The organism is Acinetobacter sp. CAU_H_78 (assembly GCF_058599365.1).
Map to the genome: position 1 here is coordinate 1,505,646 of NZ_CM178652.1, position 24,278 is coordinate 1,529,923.

Annotated in this window: 22 protein-coding genes and 3 pseudogenes; 16 read left to right on the forward strand and 9 right to left on the reverse strand. The window is 41.1% G+C overall.

Going from position 1 to position 24,278, the window contains the following annotated elements; translation table 11 throughout:
• Nucleotides 1-120 precede the first annotated feature (120 nt).
• From AC4MCD_RS07325 to AC4MCD_RS07335, 3 genes are all read left to right on the forward strand, one after another.
• Nucleotides 121-960: an alpha/beta fold hydrolase gene (locus tag AC4MCD_RS07325; protein WP_491876814.1), complete on the forward strand. Its 840-nt coding sequence runs from the start codon at nucleotides 121-123 to the stop codon at nucleotides 958-960.
• Nucleotides 961-975: 15 nt separating this feature from the next.
• Complete coding sequence (locus tag AC4MCD_RS07330; protein ID WP_491876815.1) at nucleotides 976-2,472, forward strand: flavin-containing monooxygenase; 1,497 nt, start codon at nucleotides 976-978, stop codon at nucleotides 2,470-2,472.
• Nucleotides 2,473-2,549: 77 nt separating this feature from the next.
• The gene (locus AC4MCD_RS07335; RefSeq protein WP_491876816.1) at nucleotides 2,550-4,232 is read left to right on the forward strand and encodes an AMP-binding protein; all 1,683 of its coding nucleotides are present in this window, start codon (nucleotides 2,550-2,552) and stop codon (nucleotides 4,230-4,232) included.
• A 58-nt stretch (nucleotides 4,233-4,290) separates the two neighbouring features.
• Here the strand turns inward: AC4MCD_RS07335 and AC4MCD_RS07340 are convergent.
• Together AC4MCD_RS07340 and AC4MCD_RS07345 are read right to left on the reverse strand one after the other, a co-directional pair.
• Nucleotides 4,291-4,476, reverse strand: a pseudogene (locus AC4MCD_RS07340) (IS4 family transposase); the annotation flags it as partial.
• A pseudogene (locus tag AC4MCD_RS07345) lies at nucleotides 4,465-4,671 on the reverse strand (SDR family NAD(P)-dependent oxidoreductase); the annotation flags it as partial. The pseudogenes AC4MCD_RS07345 and AC4MCD_RS07340, both read right to left, overlap by 12 nt.
• 2 nt (nucleotides 4,672-4,673) lie before the next feature.
• Between AC4MCD_RS07345 and AC4MCD_RS07350 the strand changes: the two are divergent.
• Nucleotides 4,674-5,312 (forward strand): annotated as a pseudogene (locus tag AC4MCD_RS07350) (ABC transporter permease); the annotation flags it as partial.
• Nucleotides 5,305-6,036 carry an ABC transporter ATP-binding protein gene (locus tag AC4MCD_RS07355; protein WP_491876817.1) on the forward strand — a complete coding sequence of 244 codons (732 nt, stop codon included), beginning with the start codon at nucleotides 5,305-5,307 and terminating at the stop codon, nucleotides 6,034-6,036. The pseudogene AC4MCD_RS07350 and the gene AC4MCD_RS07355, both read left to right, overlap by 8 nt.
• A gap of 63 nt (nucleotides 6,037-6,099) precedes the next feature.
• Here AC4MCD_RS07355 and AC4MCD_RS07360 read toward each other — a convergent pair whose 3' ends face one another.
• Nucleotides 6,100-6,411, reverse strand: a complete 312-nt coding sequence (locus tag AC4MCD_RS07360) for a metalloregulator ArsR/SmtB family transcription factor (protein WP_491876818.1) — start codon at nucleotides 6,409-6,411, stop codon at nucleotides 6,100-6,102.
• 98 nt (nucleotides 6,412-6,509) lie between these two features.
• Between AC4MCD_RS07360 and AC4MCD_RS07365 the strand changes: the two genes are divergently transcribed.
• The 6 genes from AC4MCD_RS07365 to AC4MCD_RS07390 all read left to right on the forward strand — a co-directional run bounded on the left by AC4MCD_RS07365 (nucleotide 6,510) and on the right by AC4MCD_RS07390 (nucleotide 11,574).
• Nucleotides 6,510-6,926, forward strand: a complete 417-nt coding sequence (locus AC4MCD_RS07365) for a YeeE/YedE family protein (RefSeq protein WP_491875824.1) — start codon at nucleotides 6,510-6,512, stop codon at nucleotides 6,924-6,926.
• The gene (locus AC4MCD_RS07370) at nucleotides 6,927-7,343 is read left to right on the forward strand and encodes a DUF6691 family protein (protein WP_419364280.1); all 417 of its coding nucleotides are present in this window, start codon (nucleotides 6,927-6,929) and stop codon (nucleotides 7,341-7,343) included.
• 2 nt (nucleotides 7,344-7,345) lie between these two features.
• Entirely contained in the window at nucleotides 7,346-8,221 is an 876-nt protein-coding gene (locus tag AC4MCD_RS07375) for an MBL fold metallo-hydrolase (RefSeq protein WP_419364278.1), read from the forward strand.
• A 118-nt stretch (nucleotides 8,222-8,339) separates the two neighbouring features.
• The gene (locus AC4MCD_RS07380; protein WP_419364276.1) at nucleotides 8,340-8,765 is read left to right on the forward strand and encodes a hypothetical protein; all 426 of its coding nucleotides are present in this window, start codon (nucleotides 8,340-8,342) and stop codon (nucleotides 8,763-8,765) included.
• 39 nt (nucleotides 8,766-8,804) lie between these two features.
• Nucleotides 8,805-10,694, forward strand: a complete 1,890-nt coding sequence (locus tag AC4MCD_RS07385; protein WP_419364274.1) for a copper resistance system multicopper oxidase — start codon at nucleotides 8,805-8,807, stop codon at nucleotides 10,692-10,694.
• Entirely contained in the window at nucleotides 10,681-11,574 is an 894-nt protein-coding gene (locus AC4MCD_RS07390; RefSeq protein ID WP_491875825.1) for a copper resistance protein B, read from the forward strand. The genes AC4MCD_RS07385 and AC4MCD_RS07390 overlap by 14 nt, the downstream gene beginning before the upstream one ends.
• Before the next feature lie 104 nt (nucleotides 11,575-11,678).
• Here AC4MCD_RS07390 and AC4MCD_RS07395 read toward each other — a convergent pair whose 3' ends face one another.
• The 6 genes from AC4MCD_RS07395 to cynS all read right to left on the reverse strand — a co-directional run bounded on the left by AC4MCD_RS07395 (nucleotide 11,679) and on the right by cynS (nucleotide 17,486).
• Complete coding sequence (locus AC4MCD_RS07395) at nucleotides 11,679-11,963, reverse strand: hypothetical protein (protein WP_491875826.1); 285 nt, start codon at nucleotides 11,961-11,963, stop codon at nucleotides 11,679-11,681.
• Nucleotides 11,960-13,519, reverse strand: a complete 1,560-nt coding sequence (locus AC4MCD_RS07400) for a PepSY-associated TM helix domain-containing protein (RefSeq protein ID WP_491875827.1) — start codon at nucleotides 13,517-13,519, stop codon at nucleotides 11,960-11,962. The genes AC4MCD_RS07395 and AC4MCD_RS07400 overlap by 4 nt, the downstream gene beginning before the upstream one ends.
• Nucleotides 13,520-13,522: 3 nt before the next feature.
• Nucleotides 13,523-13,801 carry a hypothetical protein gene (locus tag AC4MCD_RS07405; protein ID WP_491875828.1) on the reverse strand — a complete coding sequence of 93 codons (279 nt, stop codon included), beginning with the start codon at nucleotides 13,799-13,801 and terminating at the stop codon, nucleotides 13,523-13,525.
• Between the two features lie 45 nt (nucleotides 13,802-13,846).
• Complete coding sequence (locus AC4MCD_RS07410; protein WP_491875829.1) at nucleotides 13,847-14,458, reverse strand: DUF4198 domain-containing protein; 612 nt, start codon at nucleotides 14,456-14,458, stop codon at nucleotides 13,847-13,849.
• 72 nt (nucleotides 14,459-14,530) lie between these two features.
• Nucleotides 14,531-16,687 (reverse strand): TonB-dependent siderophore receptor, encoded by a 2,157-nt coding sequence (locus AC4MCD_RS07415; protein ID WP_491875830.1) that lies wholly within the window; start codon nucleotides 16,685-16,687, stop codon nucleotides 14,531-14,533.
• 349 nt (nucleotides 16,688-17,036) lie between these two features.
• On the reverse strand, nucleotides 17,037-17,486 hold the full coding sequence (gene cynS, locus AC4MCD_RS07420; RefSeq protein ID WP_491875831.1) for a cyanase: 450 nt from the start codon (nucleotides 17,484-17,486) through the stop codon (nucleotides 17,037-17,039).
• A gap of 280 nt (nucleotides 17,487-17,766) precedes the next feature.
• Between cynS and AC4MCD_RS07425 the strand changes: the two genes are divergently transcribed.
• The 5 genes from AC4MCD_RS07425 to AC4MCD_RS07445 all read left to right on the forward strand — a co-directional run bounded on the left by AC4MCD_RS07425 (nucleotide 17,767) and on the right by AC4MCD_RS07445 (nucleotide 24,271).
• Nucleotides 17,767-18,576, forward strand: a complete 810-nt coding sequence (locus AC4MCD_RS07425; RefSeq protein WP_104426134.1) for a formate/nitrite transporter family protein — start codon at nucleotides 17,767-17,769, stop codon at nucleotides 18,574-18,576.
• Nucleotides 18,577-18,628: 52 nt separating this feature from the next.
• Nucleotides 18,629-20,353: a bifunctional protein-serine/threonine kinase/phosphatase gene (locus tag AC4MCD_RS07430; protein ID WP_491875832.1), complete on the forward strand. Its 1,725-nt coding sequence runs from the start codon at nucleotides 18,629-18,631 to the stop codon at nucleotides 20,351-20,353.
• Between the two features lie 177 nt (nucleotides 20,354-20,530).
• On the forward strand, nucleotides 20,531-21,847 hold the full coding sequence (locus tag AC4MCD_RS07435) for a PQQ-dependent sugar dehydrogenase (RefSeq protein WP_491875833.1): 1,317 nt from the start codon (nucleotides 20,531-20,533) through the stop codon (nucleotides 21,845-21,847).
• 447 nt (nucleotides 21,848-22,294) lie between these two features.
• Nucleotides 22,295-22,987 carry a metallophosphoesterase gene (locus AC4MCD_RS07440; RefSeq protein WP_419364257.1) on the forward strand — a complete coding sequence of 231 codons (693 nt, stop codon included), beginning with the start codon at nucleotides 22,295-22,297 and terminating at the stop codon, nucleotides 22,985-22,987.
• 285 nt (nucleotides 22,988-23,272) lie between these two features.
• The gene (locus tag AC4MCD_RS07445) at nucleotides 23,273-24,271 is read left to right on the forward strand and encodes a putative oxygenase MesX (RefSeq protein ID WP_491875834.1); all 999 of its coding nucleotides are present in this window, start codon (nucleotides 23,273-23,275) and stop codon (nucleotides 24,269-24,271) included.
• Nucleotides 24,272-24,278: the final 7 nt, after the last annotated feature.

The following is a 24,278-nucleotide window of genomic DNA, read 5'->3' on the forward strand; positions in this document are numbered from 1 at the left end:
TCAATCTCTCGATCGTGGGTCTTTTTTTCTTACTACTTTTTTTATCCTGCACAAAACTCGATATCGATGGGTACTTTTTAGTATTGCATCGGCCATAAAACAACAAGATCAGGAGTCTATATGGATTTAGACACGATTACGCGACAATGTCCTTATGGTGATCAACAACTGACTTATCATGAAGTCGGACAGAAATCCTCATATCCCACCATCATTCTGATCCATGGTACGGGTGGAAATACCGACAAACATTTCAGCTATATTTTCCCCATGCTCGGTATCCATCAGCGGGTTTTATCGCTTGATTTGCATACTCCAGATAAAGCCGATCTGGCAGTGACTGATTTTAGTCAACAAGTTGAAGCACTGATCCAGCATGCAGTTGCAGAAGATGAAGCAATTACTGTGGTGGGTTATTCACTTGGTGCTGTGATTGCTGCACAAGTAGCCGCGAGTCTTAAACAACGCGTGGCACGTTTGATTCTGTTAGCAGGTTGGGCAAAAACCAGTTCGGTGCAACAACTACGAACCACGATCTGGCAACAGCTATTTAACGATCAATCCGCAACCTTACCACATTTTGTCAATTATTGCCTGTATAGCGATGATTACCTGTCTGCTCGAACTGAAAAACAAGTGCTCGATCTGGCACGCTTTGTAAAACCTTCTCAAGATGCAGCCAAACAGCGTGAACTGAATTATTGCATTGATATCACCGCCATTTTGCCGGACATCTCTGCTGAGACCTTGATCGTGGCCTGTCGTGAAGATCGTATGGTGCCATTAGCCCAAGCCAAATTACTGTTTGCTTCGATTCAGAATAGTCGTTATATCGAAATTTCTTCGGGACATGCGATTCATATTGAAGCACCAGCGGAAGTGGTGCAATTGATCAACCTGTTTAGCCAGCATCCAGAGCAGTATCCGGCGAATCAAAAAATCCAGCCCATGATGCCTTAAAAAAGGAGAAAAATAATGCAAGCTCAAGGACAGCGCAGCAAGATTTTAATTGTAGGCAGCGGTTTCGGTGGATTAGGCATGGCGATCCGTCTTAAACAGCAGGGCATTCACGATTTTAAAATCATTGAACGTGCAGCAGAAGTAGGGGGAACATGGCGTGATAACACCTATCCCGGCGTCGCCTGTGATGTACCGTCACATTTATATTCTTTCTCTTTCATTAAAAATCCCAATTGGTCACGTGTCTTTCCGCAAGGGGCAGAAATTCAGCGCTATTTGATTCAATGCTGTGATCAGGAAAATATCCGGCCACATATTGATTTTCATACACAACTGGAAAAAGCCAGCTGGAATACCGAAAAACGTAGCTGGAATATTCAGACCTCTAAAGGTGTTTATGAAGCGGAATTTTTAATTACCGCTACTGGGCATCTGGCAGATGAACATCTCCCACAAATTCCGGGACTAGAAGAATTCCAAGGTCAGGTGATGCATTCTGCACGCTGGAATCACGAAGTTAATCTGGATAATCAGCGCGTCGTTGTCGTAGGTTCAGGGGCTTCTGCTATTCAGCTTGTACCGGAAATTGCCAAAACAGCAAAAAGTCTGACCGTATTGCAACGCAGTGCACCGTATATTTTGCCGCGACCAGACCGACCTTATTCTGAGTCAGAAAAACAGCTCTTCCGCAAAGATCCGGACAGCATGTCAGCGTTAAGACATTCCTTGTTCTGGGGTAATGAATACAATTTTGCCCAGCGCCGTAATCTGAAAAGCCAGATCGAGCGGGTCAAGAAAAATTGTCTGCAATTTTTAAAACATCAGATTTCAGATCCTGAATTACAGCAGAAACTCACACCGAATTATGAACCGGGCTGCAAGCGTTTATTGCTGTCCAATGATTATTATCCGACTTTTCTAAAACCGAATGTCACGCTTGAAGATTCAGCTTTGGCTGAAATTACGAAAGACGGTGTAATCAGCAAATCAGGCAATGAATTTCCTGCAGATATCATTGTCTTTGCTACCGGGTTTGAAGCAGCACGCCCACCTTATGCCGCAAAGGTGGTGGGTAAACATGGCCTAAGCTTGGAGCAGCAATGGTCTAGTGGGATGCAGGGTTATCAATCTACGACAGTGCATAATTTTCCAAACCTGTTTATTCTGAATGGTCCAAATACCGGAAGTGGGCATAACTCAGCGCTTTATTTCTTGGAGACCCAGTTTGATTTGGTACTGGATGCCTTGCGGTTTTTTGAACAAGAACAGATTCAGGTCTTTGAAGCCGATCAGAACGCTGAAAATCACTATATGCAAGAACTACAGCAACTTTCCCAAGGCAGTGTCTGGTTATCAGAAAGCTGTAAAAGCTGGTATCTGGACCCGCTGAGTCGCAAGCTGACTTTGGTCTGGCCAGATTATGCGCATTCATTCAGAGACAAAAACCAGCATTTTATTCGCAGCGGTTATCACTACCAGTACATCGAAGCAATGCAGCAGAAAGTGGTGTAAAGATCAATCAGGAATAATCGGAACTTCAGAGTTTCAACATACAAAATAGAATCAAATTAAAAGAAAGGAGTGTTGTCATGAACAGCCAGCCATGGATGGAAGAATATAAAAAATGGAACGTCAATCCGGAATTTACCCGGCCTGACCCTGATAAAACTTTGAGCACGACAATTGCTGAGAATCTACTTAAGTTCAAAGATAAGACTGCTTTCTTTTATCTGGATCGAAAGTTCAGCTATCAGGAGATTGATGTTTATAGCCAGAAGCTGGCTACTTACCTACAGAATCTAGGCTTGGCGTCCGGTAGCCGAATCGCGGTGATGTTACCGAATATTATTCAATATCCAATTGCGACTTTTGCGATTATTCGTGCGGGTTATATTCTGGTCAATGTAAACCCGATGTATACCCAACGCGAGCTGTATCATCAAGTACAGGATTCAGGGGCAGAGGCCTTGATTATTCTGGGTTCAACTTTGGAGCAATTGAATCAATTAGATGAATGTCCTGCGCTGAAATATGTGATTTCTACCCATCCACTTGATTTCATTCAGGATCAGCCGATATCAATTTATAGCCAAACGGCGCAATATCCAGAAAAACAGTTTTCTGACTTTAAGCAGGCCATTGACCAGGTACAGGTGATTGATTTTGAAGCCCCTGTACAGCAGCAGGAAGATACCGTTATTCTGCAATATACCGGTGGAACTACAGGTGTTTCCAAAGGTGCTGAGCTCAGTCATCGCAATATCTTATTTAATATCGCCCAGAACAGTACAGTGTTCATCAGCCATTTTGGGGACCGCTATGCGACTGAAGATGAATATGTGTTTTGTGCCTTGCCGCTGTATCACATTTATGGTTTTACCATCTGCCTGTTCAGTTATGGACTAAGTCGCGGTTTTGCCAATGTGCTGATTCCAAATCCAAGAGATCTGGATGCACTGGTAGATCAATATCATAAGCATCCTCCGACGGTGTTTCCGGGCGTGAATACCATGTTTAATGCATCGGCTCATCATCCACGTTTCCGCGAGCTCGATCACTCACGCCTAAAAACCACGACAGGCGGTGGTGCATCTGTTTTAAAAAACACGGCAGAATTATGGTACGAAGTCACAGGCTGTCATATCTATGAAGGCTACGGTCTTTCTGAAACCTCACCAACAGCAACATTTAACCCGCCTTTAAGCAAGCGCTTTAGCGGTAGTATTGGCTTGCCATTGGCAGGAACAGAAATTCAGATTCTGGATGATGAAGGAAAACCTGTAGCACTTCATCAAGCTGGAGAAATTGCTATTCGCGGCCCTCAGGTGATGAAAGGTTACTGGAAGCAACCGGAAGCAACAGCACAGGTATTTACTAAAGATGGTTTTTTCCTGACAGGTGATATCGGTTGTATGGATGAGCAGGGTTATATCACCATTCTGGACCGTAAAAAAGACATGATTCTGGTCTCGGGCTTTAATGTCTATCCAAATGAGTTGGAAGGCGTTTTATCCAAACATCCTAAAGTACTGGAATGTGCCGTCATTGGGGTGGATGATGAAAAATCTGGACAAGTCCCAAAAGCCTTTATTGTAAAACAGGATGACAGTCTGACCGAGAATGAAGTCATGACCTATCTGAGACTACAACTGACCAGTTATAAGCTGCCAAAATATATTGAGTTTGTGTCTGGATTGCCGAAATCCGCAGTTGGCAAAATTCTACGTCGTGAGTTGCCTAAAACCGTGCAGCCGGATGCCAAAGCCTGTTAAGGAATGACATAGTCAAAATAAAAAAGGAATCGAAAGATCATTGCTGTCCCACAATTTTTCACAAGAGGAAGCTCAAATGAGCTTCCTCTTGTTTTATGGGTATTTTATCGGGTGAAAATAAAGCTTTTAAAGTTCTTCTTTCAAACAAATTCACTTGAATTATTCTGAGTAAACGTTGAACTGTCCAACCTGTTTTCCCTAAATGTTGAGCGAAACTCACCAATAAATAGGCGATTTTTTTGATTTCATCAGGATGCTGTAAATCGCATTGAATCAGCAGGCAACGGCGTCCTTCTGCTTCAACCATTTTTTTGGTATCAAGCGCATCCCGGTCTTCATCCAGATAGCAAATGGCAATATCAGCACCTTCGCGGGCAAACAATACTGATACAGAGCGACCAATCCCGCTGTCACCACCTGTAATCAGAGCTACTTTGCCTTAGTACTGTCGTAAATATTGCCGGGATTTTTGAACTCGGGGTACGTGAACTGGATTCGCGCTATGTCTATATGGATTTAAAACAGGCACAGTCTTTACTCAGCCTGCCAGGTGGGATCACTGTAATCGACCTGACGGTAGAAGATATTTTTGAAGCAGAAAATATTGCAACGCAGGTCGGGCGTTTGACTTCATTACAGGCAGAAAGCTGGATTAAAACCAATGGTCAGTTAATGAATGCCATCTCAACGCAAAGCCTTTCAACCAATATGATTATTATCTTTGTGGCCATCTCCGTCGCTTTTGGTATCGCCAGCGTCTTGTCAGTTAGTGTCGTACAACGGACTCGTGAAATTGGCATCTTAAGGGCAACAGGGGCTACACAAAGACAAATCCTGCGCGTTTTCCTGTTTCAAGGCGCAATTTTTGGCTTGTTGGGGTCTATTATCGGCAGTGCAGCCAGTTATTTACTGGTCTGGATCTTTAATGAATTTGGCCCAAGTTTGTTCTATATCCCAATTTCAATCAATCTGCTAGTGCTGGCTTTATTGCTGGCCACATTGACTGGTGTAGTGGCAGCGGCTATACCATCCCGTCGTGCGGCAGCACTGGATCCTGTGGAGGCAATTCGTCATGTCTGATTTATCGAATGAGGTTCTGCGGCTGGAAGCACTACGTAAATCCTATAATATTGGTCAGCCCAATGAGGTTGAAGTTCTGCATGGCATTGATTTGTGTATTGAACGTAATGACTTTGCAGCACTGATTGGCCCTTCAGGCTCAGGTAAAAGTACGCTGTTGAATATTCTGGGTCTACTGGATCAGCCAACTAGCGGTGAACTGTATCTGCTTGGTCAACCCACCAGCCGTATGGATGACGCTGCACGTACCGCATTACGCGGCAGCAGTATTGGTTTTGTATTTCAGTTTCACCATCTGATTCAAGCTTTTAATGCATTAGACAATGTCCTAATGCCATTAATGATGGCACATGGCAAGCCAGATCAAAAAGCTCTAGATCGTGCCCATGAACTGCTGGCTGCAGTCGGACTGGAAAAATATGCACATCGAAAACCGAATGAGCTTTCCGGTGGGCAACAGCAACGCGTTGCAATTGCTCGAGCACTCATTACAGAACCAGCCTTGTTACTGGCCGATGAACCGACCGGGAACCTGGATACCCAAACCGCATCTGAAGTCTTTGAACTGTTCCGTAAAGTAAATAAGGAACAGGGCTGTGCCATTTTATTGGTGACTCATGATCCGCGCTTGTCTGTTAGTTGTGATCGCACCATCAAGTTAGTTGACGGCCTGATTCAAAGTGATACCAGAACAGCTCCAGCAGATATTCCTGAAAATACTTAATCTTTAAATATTTTAAGAATTTGTATTCTGCAATTATGGATAAATGAAGAGTTTTCTTATCACTTAAGCCTTGCAATAAAGCTGATATAAGGTTTGCATCAGGGTGAGTACTTTGGGATCGGAAAGCTGATAGAAAATCTGCTTGCCTTCACGACGTGTGCTGACCATTTCGGTTTTTCGCAGTACCGTAAGTTGTTGCGAAAGAGTAGGTTGGTGAATATCAGTTTGTAGCTCAATCTGTTGCACATTCATTTCATTATCGACCAATGCACATAGAATTTTCAGACGGTCAGAATTCGACAACACTTTTAAGCGTTCGCTCACCACATGAGCCTGAGAAAAATCAATACGTGTCTGAGATTCATCTGCTGTCATATAAAAACCTGTATTAGTCACGCAATATTCAAAAACTGTCTTGATTAATATTTTTAATTATATATTATAAAATTATATATTGTAAGTGGGATATGCTCATGCATGACTTTTTGGCAGCGTTTCTCGGTGGATTACTGCTTGGTCTTTCAGTGGTCGGCTATCTGTATGTCAATGGCCGCATTGCGGGCGTGAGTGGGTTGGTTGGGCAGGTACTCAATCGAAAGACGATCTTCAAAACTCCTGCGGTCTGGTTTTTAGCAGGACTATTTATAGTTCCATTTATCTACGGCGTTTTGTTTCAGCCAGAAATTGAGCTGAATGCCAGCCCATGGATGATGGTCATTGGCGGTTTGCTGGTCGGTTTTGGTACACGTTTAGGTTCAGGTTGTACCAGTGGGCATGGCATCTGTGGAATTAGTCGTCTGTCAAATCGCTCCTTTGTTGCGACCGGGTCTTTTATGCTGGCGGGATTTATCACGGTTTATGTGGTTCGTCATCTGGTTGGAGCTATCTAAATGAAAAATCTATTCGCTTTTCTATTTGGTGGCCTGTTTTCAGTCGGCTTGATGCTCTCAGGTATGTCTAATCCTGAAAAAGTTCTGGATTTTCTGGATCTGTTTGGGGATTGGGATGCGAGCCTTGCCTTTGTCATGATGGGGGCAATTCTGGTGGCTTTTATTCCTTTCCAGAAAGCTAAACATAATCCAAATCCGACCACTTTATTTAATGAACCCATTGATTTACCAAAGAATCAAAAGATTGACCCTAAACTGCTGTCGGGTAGTTTATTATTTGGTATCGGTTGGGGAATTGCAGGCATTTGTCCGGCACCCAGTTTTACCCTGATTGGTTTGGGACATTATCAAGCCTTGTATTTTATTGCAGCTATGCTGCTTGGGGTCTGGATTCACCGTAAATGGGCAGGAGTATAAATATGACACAGCAGCCAAACGTCAAAGCATTTTTTGATAAAAATACCAATACTTTTAGTTATGTGGTGAGCGATCCTCAAACTGCCCGATGTGCCATTATTGATAGCGTGCTGGATTACGATGCTGCGTCTGCCACCACATCGACCGAGCATGCCGATCAGATGATTGCCTATGTAAAATCACAAGGTTTGACCGTGGAATGGATTCTGGAAACTCATGTACATGCTGATCATCTGACAGCTGCCCCATATCTAAAACAGCAATTAGGTGGCAAGATTGCAATCAGTAAGAAAATTGCGCTGGTGCAGGAAACTTTTGGCAAGATATATCATCTGGACATGAAACAGATCAATGCGCATCAGCCTTTTGATTATCTGTTTGAAGATGGTGAGCATTTCAAAATTGGCGAACTGGAAGTTTATAATATTCCTACACCAGGCCATACACCTGCCTGTTTAAGCTATGTGATTGGTGACGCCGTCTTTGTAGGAGATACACTGTTTATGCCAGACTATGGCACGGCTCGTTGTGATTTTCCAAATGGCAGTGCACCGGTTTTATATGACTCTGTTCAAAAGCTGTTTCAGCTCCCGGAAAGTACCCGAGTATTTCTGTGTCATGACTATTTGCCAGAGTCACGTCATGAATATCAATGTGAAACGACGATCCATCAGCAAAAACAGCAAAACGTTCATATCCGTGAAGGGATTAGCAAATCTGAATTTGTACAGATGCGTCAGCAGCGTGATGCAGGTTTAAGTATGCCGAAGCTGATTTTGCCTGCCATCCAGATCAATATGAATGGAGGGCAGTTTCCAATGCCAGAAGACAATGGTGTGTCTTATTTGAAGCTGCCGCTAAATTATTTTAAGAAGTGATCAATTTATCAAGAACGAAATATTAATCTTTAAATTAAGCGCTTATAAAGTTTGCGAATTTTAATATTCCACCCTATGCTATTTGGGTTAACTCATTTTTATATTTTCAGGGTGCATCGTGCTCAGACAGTTCTTTAAACAGATCTGGTTTGTGATGCTTATGGTCTTCGCCGTAGGCTGGAGCAGCATGTCTGTTGCTTCATCAAAAACGATGCATCTGGAAACGTCAGCCAAGCAGATGAGTTCCCATTGTCAGGAAATGGCAGAAATAGAGAAGTTACATAGCCAGCATCAAACTATGCATGGTTCTGCTCATGATATGAGTCAGGACATGGATTGCCACTCCGACTTAAATGACCATAAAGATGACTGTCCGGATTGTATTTATAGCTCTTGCCATAACTTGAGTAGCTGGATCGATGTGGAAATCTCGAAGTTAAATCTCCCTGTGATTCATGCCTTAGAAACTACTTTTATTTCTAATTATCAAGCCAAGCACCTTGCCGGGTATTGGCAGGAAATTCTGCGCCCACCTAAAGCTTAATCCTCGTTATTTATATTTTAATAAATCAAGGATTAAGTTATGTCGATTAAAATTAGTCAAAGCCTGTTATTGGGCTTAAGTTTAGTGATTTCGTCTTCATTATTGGCTGCTGTAAAAGAATATCAGCTGGTTATTGAAGAAGGACCTGTTAATCTCACCGGTAAAACCGTACAGCGTATTACAGTGAATGGAAAATTTCCTGCACCTTTACTGGAATTTGAGGAAGGTGATGAAGCTGTTATTCGCGTCAAAAACAAGCTAAAGAATAAAGAAAGCTCTCTGCATTGGCATGGTTTATTGCTACCCGGTTTGATGGACGGCGTCCCCGGTTTTAACGGTTTTCAGGGCATTGCACCTGATCAGGAATTTGTCTATCGCTTTAAAATTCGTCAGAGTGGAACCTACTGGTATCATGCCCATTCCAAGGGGCAGGAACAGGACGGCCTTTACGGCGCCTTTGTAATCTATCCCAAGAACCCGGTGGAAGTTCCTGCACATGAGCAGACCGAGCGTGATTATGTGGTCATGCTTTCAGAATTTCATGAGCAGTCCGGCCAGCAGATCATGAATAATTTAAAAAAATCTGCCGAGTATTATCAAAATCAGCGTGAAACTCTGAGCGATGTTTTTCAGCAAATCAAACGGGAAGGGCTTAAAGCCACCTGGAATGATCGCAAAATGTGGAATCAGATGCGCATGCTGAAAACTGATCTGTCTGATGTAACCGGCTATACCTTTCTGGTGAATGGAAAAACGCCTGAACAGAACTGGATGGGACAGTTTAAACCGAATGAAAAAGTGCGACTGCGTTTTATCAATGCCTCTGCCATGTCATTCTTCGATGTGCGTATTCCACAGTTAAAAATGACAGTCGTCAGTGCAGACGGGCAGCCTATCAAACCTGTAGTTGTCGATGAATTCCGCATTGGTGCCGCAGAAACCTATGATGTGATTGTGGAACCCACTGCGGAACATTATCAGATTGAAGCTGAATCGATTGACCGTTCCGGTTTTGCGATTGGCAGCTTACAGAATGAATTAAAGCCAGTTCATCATGCCATACATAAACCTATATCCCGTCCTCGTGCCTTATTGACCATGGAAGATATGGGACATGGCAACATGCAGGGTGAAGAACACGAGCAGATGAATCATCAGAATCATGCTAGTCATGACATGAATGTCAAAAAAGATACTGAACATTCGATGGGGCATAAGCAGCATGCATCGGCCAAAGTGATCGAGCAAGGAGAGGACAATCATACCGAGCATTCAGATACTCCATTCGCTATAGATCATGTGAATCACTCAAATATGACTGGGCATATGCAACATGAAAAAGATGCCAAAACTTCTACGCAGCAACCAGTTTACGGCTGGGCCAATGCCTCTACACCGGTAGGGCATAAAGCTTTGCAATATAGCGATCTCAAATCTTTGACCCCGCAAAAAGATATTCGCGACGCAGAAAGCGAATTGGTGATTCGTTTAGGCGGCACCATGGAACGGTATATCTGGACCATGAACGGCAAGAAATTTAATGAAGCAGAGCCGCTCAAAGTGAAATTTGGGGAACGGATCAGGCTGAAATTTATCAATGACAGTATGATGGCACATCCAATGCATTTACATGGCATGTTCATGCAGCTCGAAAATGGCCAGTCTGCAATAGATATGCCGAATAAACATACCGTGATTGTCCCACCTGGAAAAACCGTTACGACTTTGCTGACTGCAGATGAACTAGGTGAATGGGCGATTCATTGTCATCTGCTGTATCACATGACTGCCGGCATGATGAATAAACTGATTGTAGCGAATGTTCAGGAAAATAACGTTTCAACTCAGGATACTGTGCAGGAAAATCATTCCAATCATCACATGCCAAAACCAGCAGAAAAACAAGGAGATGCTCATGCGCACCATTAATCTTTGTTTGAAGCCGGTTTTGGCTAGTGTATTGGCGTTGGGAAATATGGCTGTTTTGGCCGAAGATATATCTCAACAGCATGCTGATCATTCGATGCATCATCAACACTCTATCCAATCGTCAGAGCATCATTTAACTTCAGTATCACTGGAAGTTAATGAAAATTTAATTCCAGATTCAGCTTCAACCTATTCCATTGAACATGATCATCGCAAGGAACATGGAGGGCAAATTTATACGTGGGTCAAACTGGACAATAAATGGATCAAAAATTCAGAAGGTGAGGGAGGCTTACAGTCCGAGAATGAGCTTCGGATTGGCACCGATGAAAATAAACTGTTCATTAAACTCAAAGCTGACAAGCAGGAATCCAGAGCAACAGAATATGCAGTCCAAGCTCTGTATAGCCGGAATATTTCAGATTTCTGGGATGCTCAGGCGGGTCTTCGCTACCATCAGGAAAATTTGGGGCAGCCTAATACTGGGCAAGATATTGAACATGTAGATGCAGTGTTTGGATTCCATGGACTGGCGCCGTATTTCTTTGAAACCAATACACATCTGTATCTTGGTGAAGATGATTTTATCGGGCTTGAGCTAGAAACAGAACGTGATCTGCTACTCACACAAAAACTGATTTTGCAGCCTTATTTTGAAGTTGACCTCATTCTAAAGGATAAGGCAGTCAATGCCAAAAAGACTGGAATAAGTCATGCGGCATTCGGTCTGGAAACTCGTTATGAAATCAATAAGAAGATCATGCCTTATCTTGACATTGCTTATGAATATTCCAAGGGCAATGAGAAAACCTCATGGCAGGACGCATCTGATTCTGAACAAGGCTGGCGTTATGGAATCGGTTTAAGAATGATGTTCTAAACAGATATCTATATAAGCAAGATTTATGAGGCGGGAAAATCATTTTCTCGCCTCATCTATGCTTAGTTAGATCTTATTTTTCACAGTCTTTCATAAGACTGTAATCATGCTTTTGTTTGTTTTAAATTATTCATCTTCAGAATAAATATAAATACGATTGGACTTATAAAAACCCAAAGTGCGATAAAGCTAATACTACTACTGAATTGAGTTCGTAAAAGGAACAATACCAACAGTAAAAGACTACCTGAGATCAATTTAACGATGACCGGATAACTCACCAGAAAAGAATATCGAGATTGTCTGGTTTTTAAAATCTGTTTTTCACTCACGGCATAAAAACCAAAACAGGCTATCCAGATCAATCCTACTATTGCCATCCATATCATGAAGAAGACTCCTGCTGTGCGGTTTTAAGCTTGGTCTGAATTTTATGAACGGCTTTTTGCTGGATAGGTGTAATTTTCTGATGTAGGAAGTAACCGAGAAGTGCCAAGATCCAGAGCATCAGATCGATACGCAAAAACAGCCAATAGTTTGCAAAAGAATCCAGATAATGCTGGGACCATAAATAATATAAGTCGATGAGTGGAAGCATAAAAGCGGCACAGATGAGAATTTTAAGCTGCGTTTTCCATAAGTGCTGTTGTGGCGTTAAACAGGCCAAGATCAAACTGCTCAGCCAAATACTAAAGAAGATATAGATTTCATAATTTGTGGTGCCTACAGGAATGGGAATCAAACGGTTTGCATAAAGATAAGCCAGCATGGCAATAGGTAAACCAATTATCATCGTGATATTCAGACGATTCACCAGATAATGTCCAAAGTGAAAACGATCCGATTTTTTCTGCATCTGTCGTTTCAGGCTCCAGAGCAATAATCCGGAAGCGATCATGGCACAGCCTAATATGCCTGCGAAAAATAGGGCGAAACGTAAAACAGGTTCAGCAAAACGTGCCATATGCAAACCATATACTCCGGCATTCAGGGTAGCAATTGCACTGTCATTACGGGTGTTTTCAAGCAATTTGCCTGTTGTCGCATTGAATACGAGTTGTGCCTGATTGCGGGTAATAGAATGATCTTTCAATTCGGTTAAGGTAATCTGTGCCAGCTGGGTATTCGGCTGCTTCACGGTAATATTGTCAAATTCTGATTTTCCCCAGTGCTGCTGCGCCGTAGTGATAAAATGTTGAATCGGCAACATCTCCGTTTTAATGGGCACAGCAGAGGGAGCAAACACATTTATGGTTCGGATTTCTTCAAAATATTGAAATGGATTTTCTGGATATAGCTGCTTCATGCCAGAAGGCAAAACAATATAAAAGAAAATAGCCAGTCCAGTAAAAGTCATAGTTAAAAAGAACGGTAGTGCAATGACGGAACTGACATTATGAAAATCCAGATAGGAACGTTGTCCTTTAAAAGCTCTCAGGGTAAAGAAGTCAGTCAGAATTTTTTTATGGGTAATGATTCCGGAAATCAGGGTCATTAACATGATGAATGCAGCAATGGTTACAATCAGACGACCAATGGTATAAGGTACGCCATATAGCTGAAAATGAAAGTTATAGAAAAAATCTCCGCCCTGTGTAGCCGAAAGCGTTAATTCCTTACCTGTCATAGCATCCAAGGTTTTAAGTTGATAAGCACCCTCTGCAGTTTGCCAATAAATTTTATTAACCGGTAAATCCTGATTCGCTACCCCGATATACCAGTTCTGTGCATCAGGTGCATGTTGCTGTAAATAGCTATAAGCAGTTTTTAAAGCAATTTCCTGGTTAACCTGCATCGTGGCGAATTGTGGCTGCATCCACATTGTAATTTCATGGCGATAATAAGTGACCGCACCTGTTAAAAAGATCGCGAAGAGGAGCCAGCCAAAACTTAAACCTAGCCATGAATGTAGCCATGCCATAGATTGACGGACAGATTTATGCATGGTTTAACCTATGAAGCGGGAAATGACAAATAAAACAATGAGAGGAATCAGGCTATAGACTGAAAGTGTTTTAAGACTTTGGATACAGAAGATTCCAATCACAAAACAGACATAAAAAATCAGGGCAATAAAGGCAGCCAGATAAACCGATTCAGCCTTGGCTAAACTCGCCTGTAAAAAATAGGCCAGATCGAGAGCAATCAGATAACTACACAAATAACCAACACCAAAGCTCATGCTTAATCGATACAGGATAGCAAGTGGCTGAAGGGTAGAAATCATGGAAAGGCCTTTATATGAATCTGTACAAGTAAATATTGAGGCAACTTAATGCACAAAGCTTAAGGTCGTGACCAGGTACTGTTTCTTATACACTTGCTGATTCAATTTTCCTGTCTTGTCTATTTCTTGACTCACCTCTAGTACATATTGACCCTTCCATGGCGTAGCAATATTAATTTGGCCCTGGTTGTTGGTCGTATAATTTTTAAGCCAGTGCTGTGGGGAATAGACAGTCACTTTGACATCCGCAGCGGGTTTACCCTGATACATGACTGTAAAAGTATTACTGTTCGGTTGAACCGGTACGATATCCAGCTCTGAGTCTGCTTTCAGGTTTTGTCTGCCGGATTTCGCGTGATAGCTGAGTAAGGATTCCCCATAGATCAGTTCATGATGGAGCTCTACATCTGCTTGATCTTTTGTAGAGTAGACCAGATGATCCTGGTGTAGTTGGGGACTAAATTGTTTTTTAGTCTGAATCGCTTTTGCTTGGCTGAATGATTTTAAGGCACCTTCTTGAGTTTCTTTAAGCTGTTCACTATATTCCCCAAAGAATGCATGTGTTTTTGCATCTGAAGCACGTTCTAGCCAAAGCATATGTGCCTGAGCAGAAAGAGTCATTGACAGTCCAAATGTCAAAGTAATGATTCTTTTCATGAATTCTACCTGATTATTGTTTACATATAAGAAAATGAGCTCCGAATATTCTTTCAAAGCTCAAGCGAAAAATTAATATTTGAATTTTACGGCCACACTGTAATTTGCCGGTGCACCATAGAAGCCTTGCTGATTCGGGAAATTAAATAAGTATTTTTCATTGGTCAGATTATTCCCGTTGGCCTGCAAAGTAATGTGATCATTGAGTTCATAACTGGCCATCAGATTTACAAGCGCATATGCATCCTGTTTGATAATGCCTGCTTGTTGGGTAACAACACCCTCTGAAGCAGCTTCAGGAACTTCTAGATAAGTTTTATCCTGCCATTGCACACCAAGGCCCAGTTTCAGTTTTGGAATCTGTGGCACCTGATAGGTGGTCAGAAGATTAAAAGACTGATTGGGATTAAAAGTACGGGCATCACCACCGTTAATCAGATCTTTAAGACTAAACTGAGTGTATCCAAAGCTTAGATTTAAATGATCCGTTAACTCACCAGCCAAACCGAATTCATAACCTTGTGAACGTAGATCACTCACCTGGGTTTTACGTAAAGTCGGTATACCGTCAGAATCTCGCAACGGATAATTGCTTTGCTCTGTTCTGAATACGGCCATGCTGGCGGTGAGCTTATCATCTAGCCAGGAACTTTTAATCCCGGCTTCATAACTTTTACCTTCAACCGGTTTATTAATACTGCCATCCAGAGCTTTGGTTGTTTGTGGACGGAAAATTGAGGTATAGCTTAGATAACCTGTATATTCAGGACTAAATTCATAAGTCAGGCCTGCATAAGGTAATAGCTTATTCTCATCATAAATCGTGTCTGTTCCATAACTACTGCCTGTACTTTCAGCCTGAACATAGTTGGCACCTAAAAGCAGTTTCAGATCATCAGTCATATGTAATCGGGTGGCGGCATATAGGCTTTGGTTTTTTTGCCGGATGTGCATTTCACCACTGGTTTTTGACATATCCCAGACTGGTTCGGGCGGTGTAAAGCTGGATAAATCTGTGGTAAGTGGGTTGGTAAAGCTGCCTGCATAACCTGACTCATTCAGATTGTTTTCAGCCCAGATATAGCCAAAAGATGCTTCATGTTGTTGTCCCCAAAGTGGATAGGTACCACTAAAACTTAGACTAGCCTGCTGTTCCTTGTTGTCATCAATATACATACCTGGATATAAGAAAATACCTGAAGTACCGTCAGTACCAGGTTTACCGGACAGGAATAAAAGTTTTGAATCCCGGTCAGTCTGTTTTTCCTCATAACTCAGTTTAGCTTTCCAATCAGCACCAAGTTGTTGTTCGATCTCGGCAAAATAGTTTTTAATATTACTGTCCGAGTAGGCCCAGTCCGGACTGTAATTATAATTTCTTGAATAGCTTAACTGTTCACCTTCAGTATTGATTAAAGGATTGGAACCCCAATTTACACCATTTGGATTATGATTCGTTTCGGTATAACCAGCAGTTATTAAGGTCGAATCAGTCAGGTCAGCCTCAACAACTGCACCAATGCCATTTTTTTCGAGTTCATAGTGATCCAGATAACTATCACCTGTCTGCTGATAGCCAAATACTCGGCCTCTGATTTTTCCATCCTGTGTCAGGGGAGAGGAAACATCTGCTTCATAACGTTGGGTATTCCATGAACCATAACTGGTATTAAACGCGGCTTGAAGCTCCTGAGTAGGGCGTTTTCGAATCATGTTAATGGTAGCGCCCGGATCGCCAATACCATTATTTAAGGCATTAGCACCTTTAACAATCTCTATACGGTCAAATAAAAAACTGTCTGGATTGTCATTATTGTAGTTATAGCCTTCAAGCGGAATCCCAACGCCATCTACCAGTAGGTTTGAGATTTCAAAACCACGGGATAGATATGAAGTTCGTTCGGTCTCCTGGTTACTTACAGTGATTCCCGGTGAGTTGCGGAGTACATCACGGGTATTATCCAGCGCAAAGTCATCTAATTGTTGACGCGTCACTACATTCACTGTTTGTGGCGTTTCCTTAAGAGGAATATTTAGTTTAGAAGCTGTTGCAGAATTTTGAATAATATAGCTTTTAGTCTGTTCAGAGCTTTCTGTTGTTTGTGCTGCATCAGTGACTATCGTAATGGTAGGAAGCTGCTGACTATTTTCTGCAAAACTTTGCTGTGTCATCAATATGGCAAAACTGAGCAAAGATAGCTTGAAAGTTGGATGATTGGTATAAAACATTTTAATGAATATAAATGATAATAATTATCGCTAATGTTATTGATTAGATATTTTTAAATCAATCTAAATACAATAGGAAATTTAAATTAAAAATTACTCATTGATAGAGGAATACTTTGCAGTTAAAGCAGATTAAAAGAAGAAGGAGTTAAGATTTTGCTTAAAATAAAAGCGATTTATTTTATTGAAATAATTGTTATATTATTGACTTCATATTAATTTTTTGAATTTATAAAATGTATTTGCTAAATATTTTTCATATATAGAATGTGATTAATGCCCAAATATAAAAAGAAAAATGAAATAAAAAAAAGCCATCACATTGATGGCTTTTTATAAATGATATTGATCAATAAGTTTTATAAGGCAAGAATTTGCCAGACAATACGACATTAACGCGGTCGCCATTCGAATTTTCTTCGCGTTGAATATCCATACTAAAATCAATCGCACTCATAATACCGTCACCAAATTCTTCATGAATCAGTTCTTTAATGGTAGAGCCATATACATTCACCACTTCATACCAACGGTAAATCAAAGGATCGGTTGGTACGTTGGTTGGCAGGGAACCTTTATATGGCACGATCTGTAGCCATGCAACGGCTTCATCACTTAAGCCAAAAATCTGACCAATCTTTTCTGCCTGCTCTTTATTAAATGCCATCTGACCTAAACATGCAGCGGTTACCCATTCTTTAGAAAGACCAATCTCTTTGGCAACATCTGACCATTTAATTGACTTTAAAACTTTCGCTGAAATGATCATGTCAGTTACTTGTTGACGATGGGTAATCATAATCCTCTCCAAATTATTCTCAAATGAATGTATGCAGAACGGATAATGCAGATATCATGCCAATAGCATTTTAGAGTTCATGCTAAATAAAAAATGAATATTTAAGCGATTGTTAATTATTTATGGCACAGCTTTTGCTTCTATTTCGATATACATGGCAACGACGCCATTCACCATTACCTGTTCTAATATTCAAGGCAACGGCGCCTAAGGTCTTCAGTGATCTTAGGCGTCTTTTTTTCGAAAAACAGGTCCGTATATTGAAAAAGAGGACGACAACATGGCATATCTTGCTCCTGCGGAGTTTGCAAAAAAAGTAGTAGATGCGGGTGAATCCAAGCTTCATATGGCCACCCGTGATGTTTTGATTCGTGCCTTTATGGCAGGTGCGATTCTGGCCTTGGCAGCCGTATTTGCAATTACGATTGCAGTGCAAACTGGTGTGCCATTGATTGGCGCATTACTGTTTCCTGTTGGCTTCTGCATGTTGTATTTATTGGGCTATGACTTGCTAACTGGGGTATTTGTATTGACACCGCTGGCATGGCTGGATAAACGTCCTGGCGTAACCTGGGCACGCATTTTAAAAAACTGGGGACTGGTATTTTTAGGTAACTTTACTGGGTGTTTAGTCGTTGCAGTACTGATGGCTGCTGTTTATACCATGGGCTTTGCGACTGATCCGAATCCAGTCGGTGAAAAGATTTCTCATATTGGTGAAGACCGGACCTTAGGTTATGCGGCTTATGGTTTCTCAGGTTGGATGACTATTTTTATTCGCGGCATGCTGTGTAACTGGATGGTGTCTTTAGGTGTGATTGGCGCAATGATGTCAACTACGGTGAGTGGCAAGTTCATCGCAATGTGGATGCCAGTGATGCTGTTCTTTGCCATGGGCTTTGAACATTCAGTGGTAAATATGTTCCTGTTCCCATTTGCCATGATGATGGGTGGTGACTTCTCGATTGCAGATTATTTCCTGTGGAATGAGTTACCGGTTGCTTTAGGTAATCTGGTCGGTGGTTTAGCCTTAACAGGTCTGGCACTTTACACCACACATGTACGTACTGGCGCGAAAAAAGAATTCTAATAATGAATCATTTTTAAAGGGATCAATATGATCCCTTTTTTGAGTTTTCAATATGAAAAAAACATTAAAAGTCGCTATTGGACAATATTCTACGGCTGGTATTAAAGATCAGAATCAGGATTTTTATGGCATCTTTTTACCAGAAGGTCATGTACTGAAGCAAAAAGGTATAGCTTGTGCGATTGCCGACGGGATCGGTAGTAGCAATGTCAGCCACATTGCCGCAGAAACAGCCGTTAGCAGTTTTCTCTCTGATTATTATTCGACTTCGGATGCCTGGAGCACTCAGACTTCAGCAGCACGGGTGATTCGTGCCACTAATTCATGGTTATATGCACAAACTCAACAAAGTCAGGGACGTTTCGATAAAGATCGGGGCTATGTCTGTACCTTATCCGCACTTATTTTAAAGCAGCATCAGGCGCATATTTTTCACGTCGGTGATAGTCGTATTTATCGAATCCGAGATGGTGAAATTGAATTATTAACCCATGATCATCGCGTCTGTCTGTCTTCGACAGAACATTATCTCAGTCGTGCCTTAGGCGTGGATTATCGTATTGAAATTGATTATCAAAGCCTTGAACTAAAAGAAAAAGATGTCTTTCTACTCATGACTGATGGGGTTTATGAGTTTGTTACAGACCAACAATTATTAGATTTCACCTTAGCAGCAGATCACTTAAATCAGCTTGCCAAATTCCTGGTTGAACAGGCTTTAAAACAGGGCAGTGATGATAATTTAAGTCTTCAAGTGCTCCGTATTGATCAGTTGCCTGAACCAGATCAGTTTTATATGCACCATGATTATGTCTTTCCACCGCAGCTCAGCAAAGGTGAAGTGTTTGAAGGCTATGTTATTGACAAAATCCTGCACCAAAATCACCGCAGTTGCCTGTATTTGGCACACGATCATGATCGGCAACCGCTAGTGATTAAAACTCTGGCAGTAGATTTACAGCAAGATGAACAGGCTGTTGAACAGTTTCAACTTGAGGACTGGGTGTCAAAGCGTCTTAAGCACGAAAATCTGCTGCAATGTTATCCGCATCAATCAGAGAAAAAATATTTATTCCAAAGTTATGAATATTTACAGGGAGAAACCTTAGATCGCTGGCTGCATCAACAGAAAAAGCCTTTGCAACTAGAAAATATTCTCCCTATTTTGCAGCAAACAGCATTGGCCTTGAATGCAATGCACCGACTGGAAATGTTGCATCAAGATGTACGTCCGGAAAATATCATGGTCTTAAACGTTGATAATACACTTAAAGTCAAACTGATTGATTATGGTTCAACTGCTGTACGAGGACTGGTCGAAATTAATCCTAAACATGTGAATCGGCCACTTGGTACCTTGGCATTTATGGCGCCTGAATATTTCATTGAACATTCACCATCGGTTCAATCTGACCAATTTTCTATGGCAGCAATGGCTTATTATTTACTGACTAAACAGCTTCCTTATGGTACAGATTTGGCTCGTTGTAAAACGCTGAAGCAGCTGAAGAAAGTTCAATATCATTCCATTCAAAAATATCGGCCAGATTTACCACTTTGGTTAGACCGGATTCTAAAAAAGGCACTGAATATCGAGCCGATGCATCGTTATGAGGCATTGACTGAATTGATCCATGATTTGGAACATCCATCTAAGGAATTATTAAAATCCAAAGCTCCTACCATGATTGAACGTGATCCCTTACGTTTCTGGCAAATCAGTTGTGCTGTATTAGGACTTTTACTTTTATTAAGTATTGCATGGCCATTTATTTAAGAAGGTTGGAGTAAATATAAGTAAAAAAATTAGACCGTGTTCTATGCTTTGGACAGCTTGCGTCACTAGAAAATTTACGGCAATCAATCCACAACCAGAAACTACAAGAACTATATCATTACAACTTCAACCGCCTTTTAAAATGGGAGAGATAAAAACAAAAAGTAGGAAACTACCATGGCGACTCAATTTCTTCTATCAGCCTTAAGTACCGTAATCATATTGGGGTTTACCGGCTGTACGGTTTCATCCAAGACACCGGTAACAGACAGTTATGGCTCCCAGCCATCTTTACCTGAACCGAAATCAAGATTGTTTCCGGTCGTCAACATTGCCCCTGCAAAAGGTTGGCCTGAAGGCGTCATGCCGACGCCAGCACCGGGTTTAAAGGTGCAAGCATTTGCACAGGGCCTTCAACATCCGCGCTGGTTATATGTATTACCGAATGGAGATGTACTCGTAGCTGAAACCGATGCTCCGGCTAAGCCCGAAGACAGTAAAGGGATTAAAGGTAAAATCATGAAAATGGTGATGAGAAGAGCAGGATCATCCTATCCAAGCGCCAACCGTATTAGCCTGCTGCGTGACAGTGATCAAGACGGTATTGCTGACCAGAAAACAGTATTTCTGCAAAACTTAAACTCGCCGTTTGGAATGACTTTGGTAGGTAATATGCTTTATGTCGCAAATACCGATGCTTTAGTGCGATTCTCTTATCAGCCAGGTATGACCCAGATCAAGGAAAAAGGCACTAAAGTATTGGACTTACCCGCTGGCCCCTTAAATCATCACTGGACAAAAAATGTTATTGCCAATCCTGCAGGGACGAAGCTCTACATTACGGTAGGTTCCAATAGTAATGTGGCGGAAAATGGCATAGCTCAAGAAGAAGGGCGCGCCCTGATCATGGAGTTTGATTTTTCTACAGGTCAAGCCCGGCCGTTTGCTACAGGCCTGCGTAATCCCAATGGCATGGGCTGGCAGCCTCAGAGTGGAGCTTTATGGACCGTAGTGAATGAGCGTGATGAGCTGGGTAATGATCTGGTTCCTGATTATATGACTTCGGTTAAAGATGGTGCTTTTTATGGCTGGCCTTATAGTTATTATGGCCAGCATGTAGATTCCCGGGTAAAACCGCAAAAGCCTGAACTGGTTGCACAGGCAATTAAGCCAGATTATGCCTTAGGAAATCATACTGCATCACTGGGGCTGACATTTTATAAAGCCAATTTAATGCCGCAATATCGTGATGGAGCATTCATTGGTCAGCATGGTTCCTGGAACAGAAAACCTCATAGTGGCTATAAAGTTATTTTCGTACCATTTCAAAATGGTCAACCTTCTGGTCAGCCTCAAGATGTTCTGACCGGATTTTTAAGCAAAAATGGAGATGCATTTGGCCGACCTGTGGGTGTAGCTACAGATGCTCAAGGCGCAATATTGGTTGCTGATGATGTAGGGAACGTGATTTGGCGAGTATCACCGAATCAATAAATAAGTAGATGCTAATAAAATAAAAGCCTTATAGTCTCTCCCAAAACTATAAGGCTTAGCGGCTGTAGTCTCTACTTTTATCACTTACCATCCCAGTAAGTTCGCTGTCTTTCGACTTTATTATCGTTGTAATGCGATTATTATCAGCTTTCCTTGCTGACTCTTTATGTGAAACATAATGTCAAAAATTGAGGAATCAAGATATAGAGTATTTGCTCCAATCTATGTAAGCCAAAACTTACAAAAAATAATATATTTATACAAAAGTTAACATTATGTGAATATTCTTATATTTTACAAAGGTTTTTGAAGATAAAAATCATTCAAGTGTAGTGTATAAATAACTATTTTCCAGTTATAAACAGCATTAAAATTAAAAGATATGATTTAAGAATCATCTTTTGCTTCAGGTTTAGAATACAGGATTCCATATTATAAAAGATATTTATGAACACTTTCACTAAGGTAATTGATGGATCTGATTTCTCTGCCATATATGTGGTCGGGGATCTGCATGGGTGTTATAGCTTGCTCATGCAAGAATTAGAGAAAGTTCATTTTAATTTTGAGAAAGATCTACTGATTTGTACCGGAGATCTGGTCGATCGTGGTAATGAAAATCTAGAATGCGTTTCATTACTAAGTCAGCCCTGGTTTTATTGCGTTCGCGGTAATCATGAGGAAATGTGTATTAAGGGCCGTGACGATGCATGGATTCAAGATATGCATGCACAGAATGGCGGTGAGTGGTTCTATCTTTTATCTACTGAAAGACAGGATGAACTCAGTGAAATTTTTTCGGCACTTCCTTTGGCCATTGAACTAAACCTAAAACATAAAAAGATTGGCATTTTGCACGCAGATATTGCGCTTAATGACTGGAATATATTTAAAAAGAAAATTGCAAAAGGTGAAAGTAGAATTCCAGGCTTAACTTCAGCATATACCAATGCACTTTGGGGTAGAGGGAGAATTCGCAATCATTCTTATCGCTATGGAACCGTTAAAAATATCGATGAGATCTATCTGGGTCATACGATTGTAAAAGAACATACCCAAATTGATAATTGCCACTATATCGATGTTGGTTCTTCTTATACGCAGAAGTTGTGTGTTGTCAAAATAAAAGATGCAAACTAGGTACTATTGCTAAGAACCAGCTGCAAAAATATATCAATAACTTCTGCCTTTAAAATTAACTTGATAGCTTATTTTTACAAAAGGTGATCTACATTAATTTTTGAATAAGAAACTGTATTTTGTCCTATTTAATTTTGGGCAGGCATTCATCCAATTAATTTGGCTATAGTGAATTTCTCTCATCTTTCACTGAATTTATATCGTTTTACTCATCTTTAGATTCACGTTTAAATGAAGTCATACAGAAATTTGGCTTTATTTAAAAATTTAGGATATTGAATCTCCATGGGTAATCAATTTACATGCTCAATCAAGCGCATCCGTTTTGATGAAAATTATCAACCAGCAGACAACACACGTTTAACAACCAACTTTGCCAATCTGGCACGTGGTGAAAGTCGACAGGAAAATCTGCGTAGAACTCTGGCCATGATTAATCAGCGTTTTAATTCATTAGCGACAAGTGATAATCCTAAAGGCGACCGTTATTCCCTTGAAATTGACATTATCTCTGCGGAACTTGATGTCGAAGGCAATGGTCAAACTTTCCCCTTTATCGAGATGCTAAAAAGTACCGTCATTGATCATCAAACCAATGAGCGCATTGAAGGCATGATTGGCAATAGCTTTTCATCTTATGTACGTGATTATGACTTTAGCGTTGTATTGCCATCCATCAGCGATAAAACTGATGCAAAGCTTGACGACTTTGGCGATTTGCACGGTAAACTTTATCAGCATTTAATTCATTCAGATGTGTTTAAAGCCGAGTTTAAGAAACAGCCGGTGATTTGTCTGAGTGTATCTACCACGAAAACCTATTACCGTACTGCACATGTGCATCCTGTACTCGGTGTGGAATATAAAAATGATGATTATTCACGTACAGATGCATACTTCAAGAAGATGGGCTTAAGCGTTCGCTATTTCAAACCTGAACATGGCAATGCGCCGTTGGCATTCTATTTTGCCGGTGACTTATTGCGTGATTACACGGACTTCGAACTTATCAGTGCGATCAGTACCATGGAAAGTTTCCAGAAGATTTATCGTCCTGAAATTTACAACACCAATTCGCCTGCAGGTTTGATCTATCAACCAAGCCTGAATTATCAGGATTATTCGTTGACACAAATCGTTTACGACCGTGTGGAGCGTAGTCAATTAGCAGTTAAGCAGGGCAAATGGACAGAAGAAAATTTTATTAAGCCGTATAAAGACATTCTTGAAAAGTGGGCCGCAAATTTTACTGTAGATAATGCTCATCAAGTCCATGCTGCCTGAATGAAGA

What these genes read in the sequence shown, in the direction of transcription:
- AC4MCD_RS07325 (WP_491876814.1), top strand. Translation starts at nt 121, where the DNA reads ATGGATTTAGACACGATTACGCGACAATGTCCTTATGGTGATCAACAA.
- AC4MCD_RS07330 (WP_491876815.1), top strand. Translation starts at nt 976, where the DNA reads ATGCAAGCTCAAGGACAGCGCAGCAAGATTTTAATTGTAGGCAGCGGT.
- AC4MCD_RS07335 (WP_491876816.1), top strand. Translation starts at nt 2,550, where the DNA reads ATGAACAGCCAGCCATGGATGGAAGAATATAAAAAATGGAACGTCAAT.
- AC4MCD_RS07355 (WP_491876817.1), top strand. Translation starts at nt 5,305, where the DNA reads ATGTCTGATTTATCGAATGAGGTTCTGCGGCTGGAAGCACTACGTAAA.
- AC4MCD_RS07360 (WP_491876818.1), bottom strand. Translation starts at nt 6,411, where the DNA reads ATGACAGCAGATGAATCTCAGACACGTATTGATTTTTCTCAGGCTCAT.
- AC4MCD_RS07365 (WP_491875824.1), top strand. Translation starts at nt 6,510, where the DNA reads ATGCATGACTTTTTGGCAGCGTTTCTCGGTGGATTACTGCTTGGTCTT.
- AC4MCD_RS07370 (WP_419364280.1), top strand. Translation starts at nt 6,927, where the DNA reads ATGAAAAATCTATTCGCTTTTCTATTTGGTGGCCTGTTTTCAGTCGGC.
- AC4MCD_RS07375 (WP_419364278.1), top strand. Translation starts at nt 7,346, where the DNA reads ATGACACAGCAGCCAAACGTCAAAGCATTTTTTGATAAAAATACCAAT.
- AC4MCD_RS07385 (WP_419364274.1), top strand. Translation starts at nt 8,805, where the DNA reads ATGTCGATTAAAATTAGTCAAAGCCTGTTATTGGGCTTAAGTTTAGTG.
- AC4MCD_RS07390 (WP_491875825.1), top strand. Translation starts at nt 10,681, where the DNA reads ATGCGCACCATTAATCTTTGTTTGAAGCCGGTTTTGGCTAGTGTATTG.
- AC4MCD_RS07395 (WP_491875826.1), bottom strand. Translation starts at nt 11,963, where the DNA reads ATGATATGGATGGCAATAGTAGGATTGATCTGGATAGCCTGTTTTGGT.
- AC4MCD_RS07400 (WP_491875827.1), bottom strand. Translation starts at nt 13,519, where the DNA reads ATGCATAAATCTGTCCGTCAATCTATGGCATGGCTACATTCATGGCTA.
- AC4MCD_RS07405 (WP_491875828.1), bottom strand. Translation starts at nt 13,801, where the DNA reads ATGATTTCTACCCTTCAGCCACTTGCTATCCTGTATCGATTAAGCATG.
- AC4MCD_RS07410 (WP_491875829.1), bottom strand. Translation starts at nt 14,458, where the DNA reads ATGAAAAGAATCATTACTTTGACATTTGGACTGTCAATGACTCTTTCT.
- AC4MCD_RS07415 (WP_491875830.1), bottom strand. Translation starts at nt 16,687, where the DNA reads ATGTTTTATACCAATCATCCAACTTTCAAGCTATCTTTGCTCAGTTTT.
- cynS (WP_491875831.1), bottom strand. Translation starts at nt 17,486, where the DNA reads ATGATTACCCATCGTCAACAAGTAACTGACATGATCATTTCAGCGAAA.
- AC4MCD_RS07425 (WP_104426134.1), top strand. Translation starts at nt 17,767, where the DNA reads ATGGCATATCTTGCTCCTGCGGAGTTTGCAAAAAAAGTAGTAGATGCG.
- AC4MCD_RS07430 (WP_491875832.1), top strand. Translation starts at nt 18,629, where the DNA reads ATGAAAAAAACATTAAAAGTCGCTATTGGACAATATTCTACGGCTGGT.
- AC4MCD_RS07435 (WP_491875833.1), top strand. Translation starts at nt 20,531, where the DNA reads ATGGCGACTCAATTTCTTCTATCAGCCTTAAGTACCGTAATCATATTG.
- AC4MCD_RS07440 (WP_419364257.1), top strand. Translation starts at nt 22,295, where the DNA reads ATGAACACTTTCACTAAGGTAATTGATGGATCTGATTTCTCTGCCATA.
- AC4MCD_RS07445 (WP_491875834.1), top strand. Translation starts at nt 23,273, where the DNA reads ATGGGTAATCAATTTACATGCTCAATCAAGCGCATCCGTTTTGATGAA.